12 protein-coding genes, 1 other RNA gene and 1 pseudogene are annotated in these 24,051 nt (G+C 52.4%); 11 read left to right on the forward strand and 3 right to left on the reverse strand.

Annotated elements, in window-relative coordinates:
* Positions 1–21 precede the first annotated feature (21 nt).
* Together C3432_RS12685 and ratA are read right to left on the reverse strand one after the other, a co-directional pair.
* Positions 22–312 carry an RnfH family protein gene (locus tag C3432_RS12685; protein ID WP_103776993.1) on the reverse strand — a complete coding sequence of 97 codons (291 nt, stop codon included), beginning with the start codon at positions 310–312 and terminating at the stop codon, positions 22–24.
* A complete protein-coding gene (gene ratA / locus C3432_RS12690) occupies positions 302–739 on the reverse strand; it encodes a type II toxin-antitoxin system RatA family toxin (RefSeq protein WP_219816727.1) in 438 nt (145 codons plus the stop codon). The genes C3432_RS12685 and ratA overlap by 11 nt, the downstream gene beginning before the upstream one ends.
* Positions 740–909: 170 nt before the next feature.
* Here ratA and smpB point away from each other — a divergent pair, with 170 nt between their 5' ends.
* The 11 genes and pseudogenes from smpB to C3432_RS12740 all read left to right on the forward strand — a co-directional run bounded on the left by smpB (position 910) and on the right by C3432_RS12740 (position 22,664).
* Positions 910–1,392 (forward strand): SsrA-binding protein SmpB, encoded by a 483-nt coding sequence (gene smpB / locus C3432_RS12695; RefSeq protein WP_090048647.1) that lies wholly within the window; start codon positions 910–912, stop codon positions 1,390–1,392.
* Positions 1,393–2,193: 801 nt separating this feature from the next.
* Positions 2,194–13,677 carry a BapA/Bap/LapF family large adhesin gene (locus C3432_RS12700; RefSeq protein ID WP_103776995.1) on the forward strand — a complete coding sequence of 3,828 codons (11,484 nt, stop codon included), beginning with the start codon at positions 2,194–2,196 and terminating at the stop codon, positions 13,675–13,677.
* Positions 13,678–13,748: 71 nt separating this feature from the next.
* Positions 13,749–15,158, forward strand: a complete 1,410-nt coding sequence (locus tag C3432_RS12705) for a TolC family outer membrane protein (protein ID WP_103776996.1) — start codon at positions 13,749–13,751, stop codon at positions 15,156–15,158.
* On the forward strand, positions 15,155–17,341 hold the full coding sequence (locus C3432_RS12710; RefSeq protein WP_103776997.1) for a type I secretion system permease/ATPase: 2,187 nt from the start codon (positions 15,155–15,157) through the stop codon (positions 17,339–17,341). The genes C3432_RS12705 and C3432_RS12710 overlap by 4 nt, the downstream gene beginning before the upstream one ends.
* Positions 17,342–17,348: 7 nt before the next feature.
* Positions 17,349–18,512, forward strand: a complete 1,164-nt coding sequence (locus C3432_RS12715; protein WP_103777855.1) for an HlyD family efflux transporter periplasmic adaptor subunit — start codon at positions 17,349–17,351, stop codon at positions 18,510–18,512.
* A 72-nt stretch (positions 18,513–18,584) separates the two neighbouring features.
* Positions 18,585–18,947: a transfer-messenger RNA gene (gene ssrA / locus C3432_RS12720) on the forward strand.
* 165 nt (positions 18,948–19,112) lie between these two features.
* Entirely contained in the window at positions 19,113–20,342 is a 1,230-nt protein-coding gene (locus C3432_RS12725) for an integrase domain-containing protein (RefSeq protein ID WP_103777856.1), read from the forward strand.
* Positions 20,343–20,356: 14 nt separating this feature from the next.
* Positions 20,357–20,560, forward strand: a pseudogene (locus C3432_RS27980) (integrase); the annotation flags it as partial.
* A 209-nt stretch (positions 20,561–20,769) separates the two neighbouring features.
* Positions 20,770–21,210: an AAA family ATPase gene (locus C3432_RS27985; protein ID WP_258041611.1), complete on the forward strand. Its 441-nt coding sequence runs from the start codon at positions 20,770–20,772 to the stop codon at positions 21,208–21,210.
* A complete protein-coding gene (locus C3432_RS12735) occupies positions 21,143–22,000 on the forward strand; it encodes an AAA family ATPase (RefSeq protein WP_258041612.1) in 858 nt (285 codons plus the stop codon). The genes C3432_RS27985 and C3432_RS12735 overlap by 68 nt, the downstream gene beginning before the upstream one ends.
* A 10-nt stretch (positions 22,001–22,010) precedes the next feature.
* Positions 22,011–22,664 carry a hypothetical protein gene (locus C3432_RS12740; protein WP_103776998.1) on the forward strand — a complete coding sequence of 218 codons (654 nt, stop codon included), beginning with the start codon at positions 22,011–22,013 and terminating at the stop codon, positions 22,662–22,664.
* A 437-nt stretch (positions 22,665–23,101) separates the two neighbouring features.
* Here C3432_RS12740 and C3432_RS12745 read toward each other — a convergent pair whose 3' ends face one another.
* Entirely contained in the window at positions 23,102–23,413 is a 312-nt protein-coding gene (locus tag C3432_RS12745) for a conjugal transfer protein TraD (RefSeq protein WP_103776999.1), read from the reverse strand.
* Positions 23,414–24,051: the final 638 nt, after the last annotated feature.

The raw sequence follows: 24,051 nt of genomic DNA on the forward strand, positions 1-24,051 counted from the left end.
TGGCACCTTTTTTATTGTCTGCTATTTGTTCGCGGATTTCTCTGCCCGTTGCCTGCGCAACTCTTTTGGATCGGCAATCAATGGTCGGTAAATTTCAACCCGATCGCCGTCGTGAACCACATCAGTAAGTTTTACCGGACGGCTATAAATACCCACTTTATTTTTGCTGAGATCGATATCCGTACGCAGCTCCAGCAATCCGGACGCACGAATTGCTTCTTCTACCGTCGCCCCCTCCTGCAACGTCACTCGCTGCAAATACTGTCTCTGCGCAAGTGCGTACGCCACCTCAACAACAATCTTAGCCTGCACTGTAAACCTCTTTCGCTCGCACCGTGAAAGCCTGCACCATGTTGGACGCCAGCTCTTTGAAAATACGGCCAAATGCCAGCTCTATCAGCTTATTGGTGAATTCAAAGTCGAGATGAAACTCAATCCGACACGCCTCATGGCTCAGAGGGGTAAACTTCCAGCCGCCGATCAGTTTCTTAAACGGACCATCGACCAAATGCATCAGGATGCTCTGATTGCTGGTCAGCTGATTACGTGTGGTGAACGTTTTGCTAATCCCGGCTTTGGATACATCCACCGCCGCGGTCATCTGTTCCGGCGTCGATTCCAGTACGCGGCTGCCGGTACAACCCGGTAAAAACTGAGGATAGGACTGAACGTCATTCACTAACTGATACATCTGTTCCGCACTGTAAGGCACTAAAGCGGTCCGGCTAATCTGAGGCATAGCAATTTCCATCAACAAAAATCGAACAAATAATACCATTTATCATCCATTAAAAAAAACGCTATACCGGGACCGGGTAGCTTCTGCTTCATGCTAAGATAGTCCCTTGTCCCCCACTGGATGAAATGGGGTGTTTTCGATCTCAGATTACCAATGACTTCACGACACTTATGACGAAGAAAAAAGCACACAAACCAGGCTCTGCCACAATCGCGCTCAACAAGCGTGCACGACACGAATACTTTATCGAAGAAGAATTCGAAGCGGGGCTCGCCCTGCAGGGCTGGGAAGTGAAATCCCTGCGCGCGGGTAAAGCCAACATCAGCGACAGCTACGTAATCCTCAAAGACGGTGAAGCTTATCTGTTTGGTGCCAATTTCACGCCAATGGCGGTGGCATCCACACACGTTGTTTGCGATCCAACCCGGACGCGCAAGCTGCTGCTAAACCAGCGCGAACTGGACTCACTGTATGGTCGCGTAAATCGTGAAGGTTACACCGTGGTTGCTCTGTCCCTGTACTGGAAGAACGCCTGGTGCAAAGTGAAAATTGGCGTGGCGAAAGGCAAGAAACAGCATGACAAGCGCTCTGATCTGAAAGAGCGGGAATGGCAGCTCGACAAAGCCCGTATCATGAAAAATGCGGGGCGTTAAGTTTCCACCACTCATGCCGTTTTGTGACCAGTCTCACCGTTTCGAGGCTGGTCTATTTGTTTCAGCGTTAATAATCAAAAATATATTCTTAATGGTCATTTAAATTATATCACTGGAATATTTAATATATTAAAGAATATATTCTTTAAATAATTCGAGTGCGGGACAAAACGCGTAGTCGTTTTGAACAGCGCTTGCGCTGGCCCCGAAGGGGCGAGGCCGAAGACCGAGTAACGCGGCAACGCAGCGAGGCCCAGAGATGGGCCGAGTAATAAAGCCAACGCACCCGCAACTTGAAGTATGACGAATATATTCTTTAAAGACTTCCCCCTCCCCTATAGCTGAATATCAACAGACTTCAAATAAATAAATTTAATTTTTATCAACTCGCAATACCTGCACTATTTATGATGATAAAAAACACTCTCCCTTCTGGCCGGAGGAACATAGTTACATTAAAATCAATAAGATAAAAATACGATTCAAAACCGCCCCCTTAACATTCTGCCTGGTTTAACGCCAGGCTAGAAACAATTCAGATATCCTAACGCTAATTTCAATATTGCTTAATTTGCAGAAAATTTTCTTTCTGACTATATCATCTAATACAGAAGTACCAGTTAACCCTCGAAAATCACAGGTTATTCGACGAAATAGAGAACAACGCCAGCATTAACCAATAATTAAGATCGCTTATGACAATTCATCCGTATCGATGAATGGGAGCACTCGTCTGCTCATTATTCCCTGACTCATCGTTCTTGCAATGAATACACATAGCAAAGCCATCAGGAGTGAACTATGCGTCAACTTGCTGTTATATCTAAATTGACAGGTGTTTCTACTAACCTTGAAACGTCTGAGGTCACCATTAGTCACCCTTCCATTGTGAAATTGTCAGTCTCACGCGAAGAAATCAGCCAGATGACGCGTGTCAATCAGGATCTGGTCATTACGCTCCGGTCAGGCGAAGCAATCACGGTCAAAAATTTTTATGTCACGAATGACCAGGGGGCGAGTCAACTGGTACTTGAAGAGGGTAACGGCACGCTCTGGTGGGTAGAAAATCCCGGTACAAGCCTGCATTCTGAGCAAATCACCAGCATTAACGACCTGCTGGTCGCCTCCGGCGGCTCTCACGAAGGTGGCGCGATCTGGCCGTGGGTGCTCGGCGGCGTGGTTGCAGCAGGAGGCATTGCGGCTGTCGCCTCGTCGGGCGGCGGGGGTGGGCATCATGATAACCACAATGGTTCTGGAAACGGCAATCCCGGTGTGTCAACGCCAGGCGGCACGGACCCTGGCGGTACAGATCCGGGAGGGACAGATCCCGGAGGCACGGATCCGGGAGGCAATAATCCAGGCAAGGATACCACTCCGCCAACGGCCCCAGGCGCATTAGCCGTTTCCCCGGATGGTAAGACGTTGACCGGTCTGGCAGAGCCAGGAAGTAACGTCATCATCAAGGATGCGCAGGGCAACGTTATCGGTCAGGGAAAAGCGGGTAGCGACGGCAAATTCACAATCGATCTTAACGCCCCAAAACTCAGCGGCGAACATCTGACCGCAACGGCAACTGACGCGGCGGGCAACGTGGGCCCCTCCGCCGGAGTCAACGCCCCTAATATTCCTCTGCCCAGGGCGCCGGTCTTTACCGATGCCGTAGACGATCATGCCCCGGCAACCGGGACTGTCGCGAATAATCAATTTACGAATGACAATACCCCTACGCTTCAGGGAACCGGTAGTCCCGGCTCGCTGATCCATATTTACGTTGACGGAAAAGAGACGGGTACCGTCCTGGTCGGCCTCAACGGGAAGTGGAGTTACGCCATCACTACCGCCCTGACTGACGGAGCGCACAGCTTTACTGCGATAGCCACGAACATTAAAGGCAGCAGCAGCGAATCAACCCACTTTATTCTGCATGTTGATACCCAGGCCCCACAGGCACCTGAACTTGATGCTTTCACCGATAAAACCGGTTCCATTACCGGCCCACTCATCAATAACGAACGTACCGATGAGGCCAGGCCCACCCTTTCGGGGATCGGTGAGGCCGGAAACATCATCACCATTCGTGATGGAACCACCATTCTGGGAACCACCGTTGTCGATTCCAGCGGTCACTGGAGCTTTACACCGACAGCGGCGCTGAGCGACGGCTCGCACACGTTCACGATCCAGCAAACCGACAAAGCTGGAAACGTCAGCGGATTAACCACAACGCCAACGATCGTGGTTGATACCACCCCGCCCGCCGCCGCCGTGGTTGATTCGGTTTCAAAGGATGGCACCACCGTCACGGGTCATGCAGAAGCGGGCAGCACCGTATCAATTTACGATGCGGATAATAATTTTCTCGGTTCCGCTGTCGCCGCTGAAGATGGCACCTTCAGCATTACGCTAAACCCAGCGAAGACACACGGTGAAGCGCTGGAAGCACACATCCATGATGTGGCAGGTAACAACGGTCCGGCCTATGAATTTACCGCCTCAAACTCACAATTTCCCGCCCAGCCTGTCATCATCACCGTCTCGGACGATGTGGGCACGGTGACCGGGGTACTGAAAAACGGTCAGGCCACGGATGACAACCGGCCGACCATCAGCGGCACCGCTGAGCCAGGAAGTATTATCACCATTAATGACAATGGCGTCCCCATGCCCACACTCCCACCGGTGATTGCTGACGGTGACGGTAAGTGGAGTTTCACCCCATCGCTCCCCCTTCCCGATGGCGATCACCTCTTTACCGCAACCGCGACGAATAACTTTGGCACCAGCGGACAGTCCATCAGCTTCGCAGTAGATATTGATACCCAGCCTCCGGTTCTCGAAGACCTGGAGGTGATTAATCAGGGTGCCACCCTGACGGGTTCCACCGAAGCGGGGAGTACGGTGGTGATTAAAGACAGCCAGGGGAATGTGCTGGGAAGTGGTCAGGCAGGCAGCGATGGAACCTTTGCAATCACGATCGCCCCGGCGAAAACCAATGGCGAAACGCTGACGATATCGGTCACCGATAAAGCCTCGAATTCCGGTCCTGTTGAAAGCCTGAAGGTTCCGGATATCACCCCACCCGCCTCACCTTCCGGGCTGGTTGTCGCTGCTGACGGTGAATCCGTCAGCGGTCAGGCCGAACCGGGTTCCACGGTCACCATCAAAGATGCCACGGGTAACGTGCTGGGAACCGGCGTCGCTAACGCTGGCGGACAATTTATCGTCCCTCTGACCTCACCACAAACCAATGGCGAAGCATTGACTGCAACGGCAAAAGACGCCGCCCAGAACGTAAGTCAGCCATCAACCGTGCTGGCGCCGGATACCACTGCACCGCTTGCTCCCGATGACGTAACCGTCAGCCCGGATGGTTCCAGCGTGACGGGGACTGCCGAACCCGGCAGTACAATCACCATTACCGCACCGGACGGCAGCACTATTGGTACGGGTAAAACAGGAGGCGATGGTCACTTTACCGTTCCCGTTTCACCGGCGCAGACCAATGGAGAAACCGTCAGCGTAACCGCCACGGATAATGCCAAAAACGTCAGCCCACCGCAGACCGCCGTCGCACCGGATACTACCGCACCGGATAAACCGGTTATTTCGCAGGTGCTGGATGATGTCGAAGGCGATACCGGACCTCTCACCAGTGGGCAAACGACCAACGACAACCGTCCGACACTCAGCGGCACGGCAGAAGCTGGCTCCAGCGTGGAGATATTTGATAACGGTCAATCCCTAGGCTTCGCCGTGATGCAACCCAACGGCAGCTGGAGTTTCACTCCCCAGACAGGCCTGGGAGAAGGAAAACATCAGCTAACGGCTGTCGCCACAGATGCCAAAGGCAATGCCAGCCCGGCAGCCGCATTTGAACTGGTCGTTGACACGCAGTCCCCGCAAATGCCAGCTATCACCCATGTGACAGACGATATGCCAGCAATAGTGGGTTCTGTCGCCAACAACGGTCTGACCAATGACAGCACGCCTACCCTCAACGGAACGGGCGAACCAGGCTCGATTGTTCATTTGATGCGTGATGGACAACCGGTGGTGGATATTACAGTCGATAACACCGGGACGTGGAGCTATACCCTCCCGCAGGCGCTGGCCGATGACACTTATGAGTTCACGGTAACGGCCAGCGACAGCAACGGCAACACAACGTCTGCGTCCGCCGGATTTACCATCACCATTGATACCACCCCACCTGGCGCACCGGCGTTTTTTGGGGCACTCGATGCCGACGACAACCCTATCGATAACAATCAGTCAACGAACACCTCTCAGCCACAATTAACCGGCAGCGGTACCACAGGCGACATCATCACCCTCTATGACAACGGTAAACCGATTGGCGAAACCACGGTCGGTGCTGACGGAACCTGGGAATTTACGCCGCCAGCCGCACTGGGCGACGGGAAACACATCCTTACCGCAACGGCCAGCGATGGGGCGGGTAACGAAGGTTCGGAATCAAACAGCTTTACCCTGCTGGTTGATACGAATGCGCCAAACGCCCCGCAGATCCTGTCTGCGACCATTGTCGTTGGCACAGATAACGTGGTCCTGGCCAACGGCAGCACTACCAACCAGGAGACTCCGCTTCTGAGCGGCACCGGCGAACCGGGTGCAACGATCGCCATTTACAATAATGGAGTCGAACTGGACACCGTACAGGTCAATTCACAAGGGAAATGGACCTGGCAACCTGCGAACGATCTGGCGGAAGGATTAAACGTCCTGACGGCCACCGCAACCGATGCGGCAGGCAACGTCAGCCCGGTATCCGGCGTCTACTCCATTACTATTGATACGGTTCCACCCGCGCAACCAGACGCCCCGCTGGTCACGGATAACGTGGCCCCCGTTGTCGGCAACGTCGCCAGCGGCGGCGCAACCAATGACACCACGCCGACCTTTAGCGGGACGGGTGAAGTGGGTAGTACCATCATTATCTACAACAACAATGTCGAGATTGGGCGGACCACGGTCGGTGATAACGGCGCCTGGAGCTTTACGCCTGACGCCTTAACACCGGATACCACCTATGTCATCACCACCACGGAAACCGACATTGCGGGTAATATCAGCCAGCCGTCCGATCCGGTAACGCTGACCATCGATACCACGGCGCCAACGGACCCGACGATCGGTTTTGCGACCGATGATGACAGCAATCCCACGTCAAACTTCAACAGCGGCGCAACCACGGATGACAGCACCCCCGTAATTCACGGCACCGGTGAAATCGGCAGCATCATTACCCTTTTCAATGGCAGTACGATTCTGGGGCAAGTCACTGTCGACGGCACCGGAAACTGGACTCTGCCCGTTACCAGTCCCCTGTCCGACGGCACCTGGACGCTCACTGCCGTGGCGAAAGATGCCGCCGGAAATACCAGCGGTACCTCAAACACCTTTACCTTTACCGTTGACACCGTTCCCCTGCAACCGCCTGTGGTGACGGAAATCCTTGATAACGTCACTCCGGTCACCGGGACGCTGGTCGATGGTTCGTTCACTAACGACCAGACGTTAACCATCAGCGGTACCGGTGAATCCGGAAGCACGGTCACTATTTACGATAACGGTACGGCAACAGGAACCGCGGTCGTCATTGATGGAAAATGGACCTTCACCACGCCCGTACTTTCAGAAGACTCCCATGCGCTGACGTTCAGCGCGGAAGACGGCGCCGGAAATACGACGGCACAAACCCCGGCCATCAATATCACGGTAGACATTACGCCTCCGCCTGCGCCCACCATTCAGGTTGTTGCAGAGGATGGTACCCGGGTTTCCGGTCTGGCCGACCCTCTCGCCACCGTCGAAATTCGCAATGCGTCAGGCACGGTGGTGGGCACCGCTACCGCTAACAATTCCGGCGAATTCTCCGTCACCTTAAGCCCGGCCCAGACCAACGGCGGGGAACTCACCGCGACAGCGACCGATCGCGCGGGGAACGTTGGGGCGGGTGCAACATTTGATGCCTCCGACAGCGGACTGCCGGATGTGCCGGTCATCAGCGCCATTGACGATAACATCGGCAGCGTTCAGGGTAATATTCTCACCGCGGGCGGCAGAACGGATGACACCACGCCAACGCTGCGCGGTACCACGGAAGTCGGCTCCACGGTTGAAGTCTTTATCAATGGCGTCAGTGCAGGTCAGGCGACCGTTGATGCCAGCGGCAACTGGATATTCGCGGTTACCACCCCGCTTGGCGAAGCGACGTATAATTTTACCGTTCAGGCGACTAACGCCAGCGGGACGGGTGGGCTTTCCGCTCCCGTCACGGTGACTGTCGATCTGACGGCCCCGCTCCAGCCCGCTATCACCAGCGCCACCGACGATGTCCCCGGCTTAACCGGCACGCTGGCTAACGGGGCGTTAACCAACGATCGGCAACCCACGCTCAACGGTACCGGTGAAGCCGGCGCCACGATTACCCTCTTCGATAATGGTAATCAGCTGGGTACCACCACAGTGGATCAAAACGGTAACTGGAGCTTCACGCCAGGCAGCAATCTCAGTAGTAGCCAGCATGTTTTCACCGCGACCGCGACGGATAGCGCAGGGAATACCGGAGCCGTTTCGGGCAATTTCACCCTCACCATTGATGCCATCGCACCTAATGTTCCGCTCATTACATCGGTCATTGACGACAATAATCTGCCGAACGTTTCCGTACTACCCGGCCAGACAACTGACGATCGTCAGCCAGTGCTCAATGGGACAGGGGAAGCGGGGGCGACAATCAACGTCTTTGACAATGGCGTGCTCCTCGGCACTGCCGTTGTGGGAGACGGGGGAACCTGGAGCTATACGGTTACCAGTAATCTTTCCGAAGGCAGCCACAATCTGACCGTAAGCGCCACCGACCCGGCAGGCAACACCAGCGCCGCCTCCTCCGCGTGGAATATCATCGTGGATATCACGCCGCCTGCCGTGCCCACGCTCACTTCCGTGGTCGATGACCAGCCCGGCATCACGGGCAATCTGGTCAGTGGTCAACTCACCAACGACGCCACGCCAACGCTGAATGGTCGCGGAGAAGCCGGAGCCACCATCAATATCTGGCTGGACGGTGGAACAACGCCAATTGGCACCGCCATTGTTGATGGAACGGGAGCATGGAGTTTCACTCCCGGCACGCCGCTGCCTGACGGGAATCATACCCTGACGCTCAGCGCGACCGATCCCGCAGGCAATACCAGCGCTCTGTCAGGCGGGTTTACGGTAAATATCGATGCCACCGCGCCTGTCGCGCCGGTCATCACCAGCGTTGCGGATAACACCGCACCGGTGATTGGCGTCGTACCCAATGGCGGCAGTACCAACGAGACAAGGCCCACGATCACCGGTAGCGGTGAAGCCGGTTCCACGATCTCAATCTACAACGGCAGCACCCTCGTCGGCACCACGCTCGTTCAGGCTGGCGGCACCTGGAGCTTTACCCCGGCGACACCGCTTGCCGCGGGTTCGTGGAACCTGACCGCGACAGCCACAGATACTGCAGGCAACACGGGTCCGGCATCAGATGTCCGCTCGTTCACCATTGATACCACCGCCCCCGTTGCTCCGGCGGTGACGACGGTCTTTGACGATAAGGGTCCCATCACCGGCAACCTCAGCAGCGGTCAGATTACGGATGACACTCGCCCAACGCTCAGCGGAACCAGTGAACCCAACGCCACGATCCGCATATTTGATAACGGCACGCTGTTAAGCGAATTCTCTGCCAACGGCAGCGGCAACTGGAGCTATACGCCAACGGCCGATTTGGCAACAGGTAATCATGTCATCACCGTAACCGCCGTCGATGCGGCAGGCAATGTGAGCCCGCCGTCGAATAGCTTCACATTTGTGGTGGATACCACTGCCCCGCTGGTTCCGGTGATCACCCTGGTGACCGATGATGTGGCGCCTGGCACGGGTGCGTTGACGAATGGACAAAGCACTAACGATCCGACCCCCACCTTTAGCGGTACTGGGGAAGCCGGAGCAACCATCACCCTGTATGAGAATGGTACCGCCCTGGGCACCACCATGGTCCTGGCCAACGGCACCTGGAGCGTCGCCACGTCGACGCTGGGAAGCGGCACGCATACCATTACGGCAGTGGCAACCGACGCCGCGGGCAACGCCAGCGCAGCAACCGGCGGCTTTACGCTGACGGTCGACACCACGACTCCGGTCGCGCCGGTACTGACCACCGTGGTGGATGATATCGCAGGCGGCGTGGTCGGTAATCTGACCAGCGGTCAGGTGACTAATGACAGTCGTCCAACCCTGAGCGGAAGCGCGGAAGCCGGAAGCACGGTGAGCATATATGATGGCGGTTCGTTGCTGGGAACAACGACGGTTGGAGCCGGTGGGGCCTGGAGCTTTACCCCCGGAAGCGCGCTCAGCGACGGCTCGCATACATTAACCGTCACCGCAACCGATGCGGCGGGTAATATCAGTCCGGCGACCGGCGGCTTTGTGGTTGTGGTGGATACCACGGCCCCCCTCGTTCCGGTCATTGTCAGCATCATTGATGATGTTCCCAATATCACTGGCGCAGTGGGTAATGGTCAGTCCACCAACGATACCTTACCGACACTAAACGGCACCGCAGAAGCCAACAGCACGGTCAATATCTTTGACAATGGCACGCTGGTCGCCTCCGTCACGGCAAATGCCAGCGGAAGCTGGACATGGACACCCACAGCGGCGCTGGGACAGGGAACCCATGCTTATACGGTGACCTCCGCAGATGCTGCGGGTAACGTGAGCGCCACTTCTCCCGCCTCGTCCATTGTGGTGGATACCCTCGCCCCCGCAGCCCCGACAGGTCTTGCGATCAACGCAACCGGAAACCGGGTGACCGGGACGGCTGAAGCTGGCAGCACCGTGACGATAACTTCCGGCACCGGAACTGTACTGGGAACCGCCACCGCTGATGGCGCGGGCAACTTTGTGGTAACGCTCTCCCCGGCGCAAACCAGCGGGCAAGCGCTGCTGGCGTTTGCCCAGGACAAAGCGGGCAATACCGGCGTTTCGGCGGGATTCACCGCTCCGGACACCCGCGTGCCGGATGCCCCGACAATCGTTAACGTGGTGGATGATGTCGGCATTTATACCGGCATTATTGCAAATGGACAGGTCACCAATGATGCGCTCCCGACCCTGAACGGGACTGCGCAAGCGAATGCCACGATCGCCATCTACAACAACGGGACGCTGCTTGGCACCACAACGGCGAACGCCAGCGGAGCGTGGAGCTTCACGCCTGGCAGCAACCTGACTGAGGGCACGCATGCCTTTACCGCCACGGCGACCAACGCCAATGGTACAGGCGCGGCATCGACTGCCGCGACGGTGGTTGTCGATACGCTGGCGCCAAATACGCCATCCGGTACCCTGAGCGCAGATGGCGGCTCGCTTACCGGTCTGGCGGAAGCAAACAGCACCGTCACAGTGACCATTCCCGGCGGAGGAACCTACACCACCACGGCAGGCAGCAATGGCGTCTGGTCGTTGACGTTACCCACCAAACAAATTGAGGGGCAGCAGTTGGGCGTAACCTCAACCGATGCCGCGGGTAATACGTCAGGGTCACTCGCCATTACGGCCCCGACGCTCCCCCTTTCGGCTAACGATAACGTCACCAGCCTTGCCCTGACGACTACCGCAACGACCAGTACACAGAACTATTCAGACTACGGTCTGCTGCTGGTCGGCGCATTAGGAAACGTCGCCTCTGTCCTGGGGAGTGACATCGCGCAGGTACAGTTCACCATTGCCAACGGTGGAAGCGGGAACGTCACGATTGATGCCGCCGCCACGGGCATCGTGCTCTCGTTGCTGAGCACCCAGGAGATAGTGGTACAGCGGTTTGATACGACGCTCGGCACCTGGACCACCATCGTCAACACGTCGGTCGGGGATTTCGCTAACCTGCTGACGTTGAACGGAAGCGGCGTCAGCCTGAATCTGACCGGCCTGACGGGCGGGCAGTATCGGGTGCTGACGTATAACACCAGTCTGCTGGCAACCGGTTCTTACACCAGCCTGGACGTTGACGTTCATCAGACCAGCGCCGGGGTTATCAGTGGGCCAACGGTCAACACCGGTAACGTGATGGCTGATGACACCACCCCAACCGGAACGTCGGTCACATCGGTCACTAACGCCAACGGGCAAACGACAACCGTGGGCGCTGGCGGGGTGGATATTGCAGGCCAATATGGCACCCTGCATCTCAACCAGGACGGCAGTTATACCTACACGCTGACCAACACCAGCGCCGCGGTATACGGTCAGAAGGAGAGTTTCACCTATACCATCACTCAGGGCAGCAACAGCAGTTCGGCGCACCTGGTGATCAACCTTGGCCCTGCCCCGGCGGCCAGCACCGTGGTCGCGGCGGACAACAACGCCGCCGTGGTATTTGATACCAGCGTCGGCTATGTCAACAATGGGCCATCGGTACAAAACGGCCTGACGGTATTAAGCGTCGGGGTTGGCAACGTGCTCAACGCCAACCTGCTGGATGACATGGCCAATCCGATCATCTTTGATGTGGAAGAGGGTTCAACACGCACGCTGACGCTGCAAGGGGCGGTCGGCGGCGTGACCCTGGCCTCTACGTTTGATCTCTATATCTACCGCTTCAACGATACCATTCAGCAATATGAGCAATACCGGGTGCAAAAAGGTTGGATCAACACCCTGCTGTTGAACGGCAGCTCACAGCCGTTGACGATAACGCTGCCTGGGGGTGAGTACCTGTTTGTCCTCAATACCGCCAGCGGGATCAGCGCACTGACGGGTTACACGCTCAATATCTCGCAGGATCATACCTACGTGGTGGATAGCACAACCGCCAATACCTCCGGCAACGTGCTGACGAACGATATTGCCCCGGCAGACGCCGCGATCGTTGAAGTCAACGGCGTGGCTGTCTCCTCAACCGGCAGTACCACTATCAATGGTCTGTATGGCACGTTATCCATTGATGCAAAAGGTAATTATACCTATACCCTGAAAAACGGCGTGGGGGCGGATAGCATTAAAACGCCGGACAGCTTTATCTATACCGTACGGGCGTCAAATGGCGATACCGACACCGCCTCGTTAAATATCACCCCAACCCCGCAAGCGCTGAATGCTGTCGATGATCTCAGCAGCATCATGGTGATAAATACCGTTCAGGACTCGGCGGCATTTGGCAGCGGCGCGCTGGGGACGGCAACGATCCCCACGCTGGGGAATAAAGCGAGTAGCTCAGGTTCGTTTGATGTTGCCACAAATGACGTTCTGAAAAGCGCCACGCTTAACTTCAACATTGGAACAGTCATTACCGTTGGCACATTGGGCGTGACCTGGACGATTACCGGCCCCAACGGATTTAGTCTTTCAGGCTCGGTTCCCGCCAGCTCCATCAGTCTGCTGGGCAGTTCAATTGCCGTCTCGCTGGGTAATGCCGAACTGACCGCAGGCCATTACACCGTGAACTTCACGGGGACGATGGGGGGTCTGGCGGTTGGCGATGTCACTATCACTCCCAACGTTACCGGCACAACCTGGCACCTCAATACCTGGGACGTCAACACCGCCACCGTTAATGGCAACATTTTTGATGGTAGCGATGCGGCGGGTGCGCACGATCAGCTTTCTACCGTCCATACATTACTGACCGTTAATGGCTACAACGGCAGTACCGCCACGCTCAATCCGACGGGCAGCACCAGCAGCGCGACGATTCAGGGTCATTATGGTGCGCTGACCATGAATCTTGACGGTTCATACACCTACACGCTGAAGCCGGGTACCACCGTGGCATCGATGACAACCAAAGAGACCTTTACCTACACCCTTAACGATCAAAACGGGCATACGGATACCGCCACGCTGACCATCAACATGAACCCTCAGCTGGCCAGCTCCTCGCAGCATGACGTGATCACCGGTTCCGCCTACGGCGATACGCTGATCTATCACCTGCTCAATGCCAACAATGCGACAGGAGGTAACAACAGCGATAACTGGACCAACTTCTCCACCGCCCAGGGCGACAAGATCGATATTCACGAGCTGCTGACCGGCTGGAACCATCAGGCCTCTACGCTTGGGAGCTATGTTCAGGTCACCACCAGCGGAGCGAACACCATTATCTCTGTAGACCGCGATGGTACTGGCGGGACTTACCAGTCCACCAACCTTGTCACCCTGGAGAACGTCAACACCACGCTTAATGAACTGGTACAGAACAATCATCTCATCACAGGTGGTTGATACATAAAGCCCCGGACGCTACGACGTCCGGGGCAACAGCCGTAACTGCTGTATTTTGAAAGGGATTAGATATGGGAAAAGTCATGCCTGTCGCTTTACTGTTGGCATCAGCCCTCTGTTGCGCAGGGGCTGAGGCTGAAGATGAACCGCAAGTGATTACCTCCGAGGGGCTGGCATCCGATCAGACGCTACCGTCGCTGGATGGTTCTGCCGCTGAGTTACCCCTCAGCGCCGCCGCGCCGGGAAATCTCACCGTTAACGACGCGGTAAACCGTGCCGTTAACTGGCACCCTTCTATTCGCGAAGCCATCGGCAAACTCCTGTCGCAGAATGAACAGATCGACGTTGCGAAATCCAGATACTACCCGCAGGTCACCGCGGGAATGAACAACGGCTACAGCAACACCTACACTGACCACGGCTACAGCCCGTCGCTGGTGCTCTCGGTGTCGCAAATGCTGTATGACTTTGGCAAGGTTTCAAGCCAGGTTCGCGCCGAGACCGCCGGGGCGGCTCAGCAGCAGGCAAATGTCTTACTGAGCATTGATACTGTCGCCCACGAAACGGCGACGGCAATGGTTCAGGTGCAAACGTGGCAGCAGATGGTCGATGCCGCCGAAGAGCAGCTCGTCGCCCTGAACGGCATTGGCAAGCTGACCCGCGAACGTAACGACGAAGGGGCAACCTCTCTCTCAGATGTGGTGCAAACCGATGCCCGTATTGAGTCGGCACGTTCTCAACTGGCACAGTATCAGGCCAATCTTGACAGCAGCAAAGCCTCGTTAATGAGCTGGCTGGGGTGGAATTCGCTTAACGGCATCAGCAATGCGTTCCCGGCAAAACTCGACAGCAGCTGCGATATCGCCAAACCGGACGATCGCCTGGTACCCGCAGTGCTCGCCGCCTGGGCGCAGGCCAACGTTGCGCAGGCCAATCTGGACTACGCCAACGCGCAGATGACGCCCACAATCTCGCTGGAGCCGTCCGTCCAGCACTACCTCAACGACAAGTATCCCAGCCACGACGTGCTGGATAAAACGCAGTACTCCACCTGGGTAAAGGTGGAGATGCCGCTTTATCAGGGCGGCGGGCTTACCGCCCGACGCAACGCCGCCAGCCATGCGGTGGAATCAGCGCAATCCACCATCCAGCGCACCCGACTGGACGTTCGTCAGAAATTACTGGAATCGCGCAGCCAGGCCATGAGTCTGGCAACCGCACTACAAATTCTTCGCCGCCAGCAACAGCTGAGTGAACGCACCCGCGAACTTTATCAACAGCAGTATCTGGATCTGGGCTCCCGCCCGCTGCTCGACGTACTTAACGCAGAGCAGGAAGTGTATCAGGCGCGTTTCGCCGAGTTGCAGACCCAGAGCCAGCTCCGCCAGCTGCAGCTGAACTGCCTCTACAATACCGGCACGCTGCGTCAGGCATTTACGTTAAACAATCGCCGCATTCAGTCCGTGGAGATACAACCATGACCCGCGCCGCACCAGAGACAGAAGCAACCATCGACGATCGTGCGCTGAGCCAGTGGGCACGGGCGATTGCGCACATTGCCCGCCACTACCGGTTGGCCTGCTCTCCCGGCACGATCCAGGCCAGTGCGCCCTGGTTTCAGGGGAAGAATAAAACCCTCGCGTTAACGCAGCTTGCTCGTCAGGCCGGGCTCTCCTTCCACAGCGGGAACGCCTCCGGCCAGACGTTCAGCCAGTGGCGGCTGCCCATCATTGCCGAACTGAAGGATGGACAACTGATCGTCATTGAACATTTTAACGGCGAGGACGCACTGGATATTTTTGTCATTGAGGAAGAAGGACAACGCAATCGCCTGAGTCTCGCCGAACTGTTGCCAGAAATTGCCTGCGTTGCGGCGCTGCGGCCATTATCAGCGCTAAAAGACAGCCGGGTAGACAGCTATGTTTCACGCTTTAAACCTGACTGGATGCGTGAACTGGTGTTACAGGATCTTCGCCCCTATCTGCCGGTCATGGTCGCCGCCTTTCTGATCAACGTGTTGTCTCTTGCCGGAATCGTTTTTTCGATGCAGGTGTACGATCGGGTGATCCCCGCTCAGTCTTATCCAACGCTGTACGTCCTCTCCACCGGCGTACTGGTGGCGGTGCTGTTCGGCTTTCTGCTTCGGGAAGCGCGCACTCATATTATGGATGTGCTCGGCAAGCGCGCCGATATGCGGATCTCCGACCGTGTTTTCGGCCACGCCCTGCGTCTGCGCAACAGCGCGGTCCCCCGCTCTACCGGCAGCTTTATCTCCCAGTTACGTGAGCTGGAGCAGATCCGCGAGATGATCACCTCCTCGACTATGTCGACGATTGTCGATCTGCCCTTTTTCTTCCTGTTTATTGTCGTACTGGCGATTATTGCCCCGCCGCTGGCTTGGATAGCGCCGGTCGCCGCACTGTTGATGATCCTGCCAGGGCTGCTGTTACAGAAGAAACTGGCCGTCCTCGCTAATCAGGCGGCGCATGAATCAACACTGCGTAATGCCGTGCTGGTTGAGAGCGTGCAGGGCCTGGAGGATATCAAGCTGATGCAGGCAGAGAACCGCTTTCTGCAACAATGGAACAGCTATATCCGCATTACCGGGGAGTCGGGATTACGCACCCGCAAGCTGACGCAGGGGCTGATTGGCTGGGGAATGTCGGTGCAAAGTCTGGTGTATGCGGCAGTGATCATGTTTGGCGCCCCCATGGTGATTGAAGGCACGATGACCACAGGCTCGGTAGTGGCGGCGTCGATGCTCGGCTCCCGCATGATAGCGCCAATGGCTAACCTGTGCGGCGTACTGGCACGCTGGCAACAGGTCAAGGCCGCCAAAATGGGGCTGGACAGTATTATGCAATTACCCACCGAAACGCAGCGCGACGAGAGCCTGGTGCATCAGGAGATCTTCCACGGCCACTACCTCTTCGAAAACGCTCATTTCCGCTATCACAATGACGATCAGCGCGTTCCGCTGCGTATCTCGCGGCTGGAAATTACCCCCGGCGAGCGGGTGGCCATCCTCGGGCGTAACGGGGCGGGTAAATCAACCATGCTACAGGCGATGGCGGGAGGCGTGGAGCTTATTCAGGGTGATGTTCGCCTCGATAACCTTAGCCTGACGCAAATCGATATGGCCGATCTGCGGCGCAATATCGGTTTTCTCAGCCAGAACGCACGGCTCTTTTTCGGCACCCTGCGCGAAAACCTGACCCTCGGCGCGCCGCACGCCAGCGACGAGCAGATTTTTGCGGTGCTGGAGGTGAGCGGCGCGGCAGCTTTCGTCAAACGCCTCTCTAAAGGGCTGGACCACCCGGTAATGGAGGGTGGAAACGGACTATCGGGCGGGCAGCGACAGTCGATCCTGCTGGCGCGGATGCTGCTGCGCTCGCCCAATATCGTGCTGCTCGACGAACCCAGCGCCTCGCTGGACGAACATACGGAGCGGGAGTTTATCCAGCGGCTAAACCAATGGCTTGGCAACCGCACGCTGATTGTCGCCACTCACCGCGTTCCGGTACTGGAGCTGGTCGAACGTGTGGTGGTACTGAAAGAGGGACAGCTGGTGATGGATGCCCCAAAAGCGCAGGCGCTTAGCGGCGCACGTGCTCCGGCACAGGCCAACGGTCGGGAGTGGAAAAATGAAAACCAATCCGCATGATGCCGCAATGGAAGACCTCGACATGCGTCGTGAAAGTGAATTTTCCGGCGCAAGCCGTATTATTCTGCTCTGCACGCTGCTGTTTATCATCTTTGCGGTCTGGGCATGGTTCGGCAAGCTGGATGAAGTCTCCACGGGCAATGGCAAAGTGATCCCCAGTTCCCGCGAGCAGGTTTTACAGTCGCTGGACGGTGGGATCCTTGCTGAACTGACGGTGCGTGAGGGTGACAAAGTTCAGGCAAATCAGATCGTCGCGCGGCTCGATCCTACCCGTTCCGAATCCAACGTTGGAGAAAGCGCGGCCAAATACCGGGCTTCGCTGGCCTCCAGCATCAGGCTGAACGCCGAAGTTAACGATCTGCCACTGAGTTTCCCTGCATCGTTAAAAGGCTGGCCGGAGCTCATCGCTTCCGAAACCCGACTCTACAAAAGCCGCCGGGCACAGCTTGCAGATACCGAGGCTGAACTGCGGGATGCACTGGTGTCTGTCAATAAAGAGCTGGCCATCACTCAGCGGCTGGAAAAAAGCGGGGCCGCCAGCCACGTGGAAGTGCTGCGCCTACAGCGGCAAAGAAGCGATCTGGGATTAAAAATTACCGACCTGCGCTCGCAGTACTATGTCCAGGCACGCGAAGCGCTTTCTAAAGCAAACGCAGAAGTCGACATGCTTTCCTCCATCCTGAAGGGGCGAGAAGATTCAGTAACCCGATTAACCTTACGCTCGCCGATGCGCGGCATTGTGAAAAATATCCAGGTCACGACCATTGGCGGCGTTATTCCGCCCAACGGCGAGATGATGGAGATAGTACCGGTCGACGATCATCTGCTGATTGAAACCCGCCTGTCGCCGCGTGATATTGCGTTCATTCATCCGGGCCAGCGGGCGCTGGTGAAAATCACTGCCTACGATTACGCCATCTACGGCGGGCTTGAAGGTGTGGTGGAAACCATCTCCCCGGACACAATTCAGGATAAAGCGAAGCCAGAAATATTTTACTATCGTGTTTTTATTCGTACGCATCAGGACTATCTGCAAAACAAACTGGGGCGCCGTTTTTCCATTGTGCCGGGGATGATTGCGACAGTGGATATAAAAACAGGTGAAAAAACTATCGTCGACTATTTAATCAAACCGTTCAATCGGGCAAAAGAAGCGCTACGCGAGCGGTAAATGGTTGAGGATTAGCGGGACTGGGGGCTGGTCACGCGTGTCACAAGTCTGTTATACTCGCTCTGACACATTGGGGCTGATTCTGGATTCGACGGGATTTGCGAAACCCAAGGTGCATGCCGAGGGGCGGTTGGCCTCGTAAAAAGCCGCAAAAAATAGTCGCAAACGACGAAAACTACGCTTTAGCAGCTTAATAACCTGCTCTGAGCCCTCTCTCCCTAGCTTCCGCTCTTAAGACGGGGATCAAAGAGAGGTCAAACCCAAAAGAGATCGCGTGGATGCCCTGCCTGGGGTTGAAGCGTTAAAACTAATCAGGCTAGTCTGGTAGTGGCGTGTCCGTCCGCAGGTGCCAGGCGAATGTAAAGACAGACTAAGCATGTAGTACCGAGGATGTAGGAATTTCGGACGCGGGTTCAACTCCCGCCAGCTCCACCACTTTTTAGTTGTTTGAAGTACAATGAAGTCTACTAAGCCCGCACAGCACAAGCTCTGCGGGCTTTTTTACGTCTATTGTCGTCCAGTGAGAATTGCTGAGAACTACGAGTTATGGCACCCTGAATGGGACCCACTAAGAAGGGTCCAAAAACCGAGGGCCCCAAAATGGCAAAAATCGCTAAGAAGCTCACTGACACTGAAATCAAAAGTACCAAGCCAGCCGATAAAGAAATCAACTTGTTTGACGGTGATGGTTTGATTCTACGAATCGCTCCTTTGGCGAAAGGAGGCAAGAAAAATTGGTATTTCAGGTATGCAGTACCAGTGAGCAAGAAAAGAACCAAAATGAGCCTTGGGACATATCCTCACCTTACCCTTGCAAGAGCCAGAGCCTTACGTGATGAATACTTGTCGTTGCTTGCAAATAATATCGATCCGCAGATTCACAACAACGATAAAGCCAACGCCCTTAAGGATGCTACTGAGCACACGCTGCAGGCGGTTGCTAGGAAATGGTTAGATGAGAAGGTTAAGACCTCTGTTATCTCTCCAGACCACGCAGAAGACATCTGGCGGAGCCTTGAACGAAATGTCTTCCCCGGTTTAGGCAACGTTCCTATCAAAGAGATCCGTCCCAAGCTCTTAAAACAACACCTTGACCCCATAGAACAACGAGGCGTATTGGAAACCCTGCGCCGCATCATTTCACGTCTAAATGAAATTTTCCGTTGGGCTGCGACAGAAGAACTTATTGAGTTTAATCCTGCTGATAACCTCGGTCAGCGATTCAGTAAACCCAAGAAGCAAAACATGCCAGCTTTACCACCGAATGAACTCCCCCGGTTCATGCTCGCCATATCTAACGCTTCCATACGGCTCGAAACACGTCTTCTAATTGAGTGGCAGCTCCTTACGTGGGTTCGTCCGGGAGAAGCAGTCCGTGCTCGTTGGAGTGATATAGACGAAGATAATCGGTTCTGGAATATCCCCGGTGAGTTCATGAAGATGAAGCGCCCTCACAAGATTCCTCTGAGCAAAGAAGCTATGCGCATTCTTGAGTCAATTAAACCGATCAGTGGTCATAGAGAGTGGGTTTTCCCAAGTATTAAGGCCCCTCTTAACCACATGCATGAACAAACAGCCAATGCTGCAATTATCCGTATGGGATTCGGTGGTGAACTGGTTGCTCACGGAATGCGCTCTATAGCAAGAACGGCTGCTGAAGAAAGTGGTAAATTTAGAACAGAGGTGCTTGAATCAGCCTTAGCTCATACTAAGAACAACGAAATCATAGCCGCTTATAATCGTGCCGAGTATCTAGCAGAACGAGCAACACTAATGCAATGGTGGGGTGATTATGTTCAGAAACAGAAATTTAAGGCTCTAGCGGCGTGATAATGAAAATACTGCATGGATTTAGGTCAACATGCCGAGATTGGGCAGGTGAAAAATCCGGTACTCAACGTGAAGTCATTGAACATGCCTTAGCTCACCAGTTGGCAGATAAGACTGAAGCAGCATGTCAACGTGGGACATTGTGGCCTAAACGTGTTGCATTGATGGATGTATGGTCGTGGTATTGCACAGCGCCTAACTCCGTCAAAGCAGAATAATTCTATGGTAAACTATAATTCCCTCTGTTAGATATAAGCCACACTTATGCTTTAGTGAACCTTGATTCAGTAGGTAAAACTGAGAGCGTTCATATCATGGATCGAATTAATAGGTTAATTTTGGTTCCATACCGTTTCAATTAAGAAAAAAGATGGTAAAATTTTCAAATTTCTGATCTACTCACATCTATCTTCATAAAGGACATTGTATGCTTTGTAGCATTTCTAAAATAAATATACCAATCCCATACTCTAGAAAAAAAGTTAATATACAGTTGGATGGAAGAAGTCTGATTATCACCGGTGGTAATGGTTGTGGAAAAACAAGTTTCATAACAGCCATTTATAACTATTTAAAAAAGGGAATAGATGACCCTAATAATAATAGCATCGAATATTTGATGAATCAGATAGATAATTACAAACGCCAAATGGAAAACATTGGGCGAGATGGCGGACATTACAATTACTATAAGAATGAGTTAGAGAAAAATAAAGCTAGATTAGAAGAAATTAATAATTTTAATATCGAAACAGATTCTATTGACAACAAAGACATTCGATCTTTGCTCAGATTCCATAGTGCTACAAGACAGACAATCCGCAATCTCATCACCAAATCAAGCGCCAAAACACTCTGTTCTTATTGAGGAAAATAAGCATTTCCCTAATGATAAAGATGGCAGTCAATTTTTTGAAAGCTATTTATTGAGTTTAAAGAAAAACCAAAGCTATGCAATAGCTTTCGATAAAGATGAAAATGAAGCAAAACGTATTAACCTATGGTTTGACAAGATACAGTTAGATCTACGCTCATTATTTGAAGATCCACATTTAGTTCTAGAGTTTGATACAAAAGATGAGAAGTTTTATTTAAATCAAGATGGCAAGGACAGATATACCTTTCAGACGTTATCAGCTGGATACTCTTCAATACTAAGTATCTATACTGATTTAATAATGAGAGTCGAAATGTGGGGGGTCTCTCCTGATAATATACAGGGAATTATTTTTATTGATGAAATTGATGCTCATCTACATGTGTCATTACAAAAACAAATATTAAGATTTTTCATTAAATCGTTTCCAAAAATTCAATTTATTGTGACAACTCACTCTCCTTTTGTAGTTACGTCAGTGACAGATTCTGTTATTTATGATCTTACAGCTAATGAGCAAATCATAGATGTTTCTTCTTATTCTTATGGTGTAGTAATGGAAGAAATTTTTGGCGTTCAACCAGATTCTCATGCATTAACAGATAAGCTTACACATATAGAAAATTTAGTCCAAAATATAAGCAAAGAAAATATCTTTGAATTAGAAGAAACTATATCATCTTTGGCATCTAATAAGGATAATATGAGCGATAATATTCAAGCTTTCCTTGACTCAGCACAATTAAAACTAATCAAGAAAAAGAAAAGTATTAGTGAGTAGGGAGAGAACTATGTTTAATGTGATAAGATCAATACCTGCCCCTGCTTCGCTGGCAGGCAATAAAAACTATGATGGCGATGATGTTCATTCAGCTCTACAAGAATGCTTTCATGAAAAATGTTATTTATGTGAAACGAAGAAACCATTGGATATAAATATTGAGCATTTTGTTCCTCACATGGGTGATGTAACTAAAAAATTCTCATGGACTAATCTATATTTAGTATGTTCACGATGCAATAATATAAAGCTGACAAAATATAAAAATCTTCTTGATTGTTGTTCAATAAGCGTTTGGGATAGAGTAAAGCTAACTCCCGGATTTTCTCCAAAAGCTAAAGAGTTTATTATCACACCACAGTTTTGTGATGAAAAAACATTTGAAACAGCAAAACTACTAAACGATATTTACAATAATGATAATACCATCAATAAACGGCTTACAGCACGTTCTCTACGAACACAAGTAGTCCAAACCACACATAAGCTAACACAGCACATGATTGTATATTATAGCGAAGACTCTACAGATGAAGACAAAGAAAACGCCATAGAAAAAATAAAAGTTATGATTAAAAAATCTTATCCTTACTCTGCATTTTGTCGCTGGATGATAAAAGATGATGAAGATTTGGATAAATTATTAACACCACTAATGGACTAACCTCATGTTTAGGCAAAGGGCCTTTCGGCCCTTCCTTTTCTCTTAAGAGGCAACGCAATTAGCACATTGGACTGTAAACAACTCCCAATATATATAATATTAAACATCGATTATCAATTTTATTTAACTGATTTAAAAAATCATCATAACCACCAATCAAAAATCAATTTAATTCTCCATAAAATTCTGTAGAATCAAACCAAGTTCCTGACACCTTATCTATTTTATATCTCATGTTATATTTCTGAATGTCAGGTCAAGGTATATAACAACCAGAGAGAATTTTAAAAGTTTGCCATTAGCTGACACACCTTTCCCCATCGCTTTTTCCTATAAAAGAGCCAGAGTTAGATAATAGCATTTTTATTTATATTTTATTCACTCTGGATCGATCGGCTCACTGGTTATTAATGAGGTTTCTCACGGCTATAGGTACTTCACTTCTGCCTCCCAACCATATCCTCAAGAAACCTTTTTCCTCGTAATTTTAATCTTGCTTTATCTTCAATGCTAATATTCGATGATTGTAATATCAGTCCTAATATTAACTCTTTATCCACTTCGTCTACTTTACAGCCCACAGCTTTAGCTACTTCAGCACCAAGGATGATCTTCAGGCGTGTCTCAGCACTCTTGGACAAATATTTCTCTTTGGTCTTGAGGCGATTCAAACGCATCTGCGCTGATGCTATTTTTTGGTTAATGCTTTTTTCTGTTCTTGGCTTTCTGTTTTTATCATTATCACTCATAATTACTTCACCTTTTAGTTGTTAAAAACATGAAATACAATTAAAAAAGGAAAAGGTCAAACCATAGGCAGAAGGTTGAGCAGCGCTAGATGATTGTTCCAGACAATCAGTTGCCGAACAGGCTTTCCCTGTTAATGATGGGATTTATCCCGAAAAATAGTGTTTTGGTTTTAAAAACAACACACCAGTAAGCCAAAAATAAAATTTTGCAACACAGACGAGTGCAACCACTAACGTAAAATACCTGATACTCTCCCCGTTACTTATTTTATCAGAACAATGAAAAAAAATTCACTTGCTGTTTTTAGTCTCTGCTTTCTGTTCTTAACCTGTGAATTGTGCAACATGGAAAAGTGTCTGCTATTTTCACTGTTTTATCTAAATTTCACTTTCCCTCCTTACGGCGGGAGTGAAAATAAATTCTTTTGCCCTTACGGGCGTTATCTAAAACACAAAAATGCAATATTATTATCCTACCTCAGCCGTTCATCCGATTCTTACCCTGTTAAGTTAACAGATACTGGAACTAGTGTTATTAATTAAGAGTAAGAAAACTTTTTACATTGTCGTTATTTATAGCTCCTTTAGGAGATATAAAAATAAAGCAATGCCCACCTATACACTGCTACGCAGTGTGT

The sequence above is a fragment of the Citrobacter amalonaticus genome, assembly GCF_002918555.1.
Lineage (GTDB): Bacteria > Pseudomonadota > Gammaproteobacteria > Enterobacterales > Enterobacteriaceae > Citrobacter_C > Citrobacter_C amalonaticus_A.

Excerpts from the sequence above, each read along its gene's own strand:
- C3432_RS12725 (WP_103777856.1), top strand. The coding sequence starts at position 19,113 with ATGGCAAAAATCGCTAAGAAGCTCACTGACACTGAAATCAAAAGTACC.
- C3432_RS12700 (WP_103776995.1), top strand. The coding sequence starts at position 2,194 with ATGCGTCAACTTGCTGTTATATCTAAATTGACAGGTGTTTCTACTAAC.
- smpB (WP_090048647.1), top strand. The coding sequence starts at position 910 with ATGACGAAGAAAAAAGCACACAAACCAGGCTCTGCCACAATCGCGCTC.
- C3432_RS12745 (WP_103776999.1), bottom strand. The coding sequence starts at position 23,413 with ATGAGTGATAATGATAAAAACAGAAAGCCAAGAACAGAAAAAAGCATT.
- C3432_RS12705 (WP_103776996.1), top strand. The coding sequence starts at position 13,749 with ATGGGAAAAGTCATGCCTGTCGCTTTACTGTTGGCATCAGCCCTCTGT.
- C3432_RS12740 (WP_103776998.1), top strand. The coding sequence starts at position 22,011 with ATGTTTAATGTGATAAGATCAATACCTGCCCCTGCTTCGCTGGCAGGC.
- ratA (WP_219816727.1), bottom strand. The coding sequence starts at position 739 with ATGCCTCAGATTAGCCGGACCGCTTTAGTGCCTTACAGTGCGGAACAG.
- C3432_RS27985 (WP_258041611.1), top strand. The coding sequence starts at position 20,770 with ATGCTTTGTAGCATTTCTAAAATAAATATACCAATCCCATACTCTAGA.
- C3432_RS12715 (WP_103777855.1), top strand. The coding sequence starts at position 17,349 with ATGGAAGACCTCGACATGCGTCGTGAAAGTGAATTTTCCGGCGCAAGC.
- C3432_RS12710 (WP_103776997.1), top strand. The coding sequence starts at position 15,155 with ATGACCCGCGCCGCACCAGAGACAGAAGCAACCATCGACGATCGTGCG.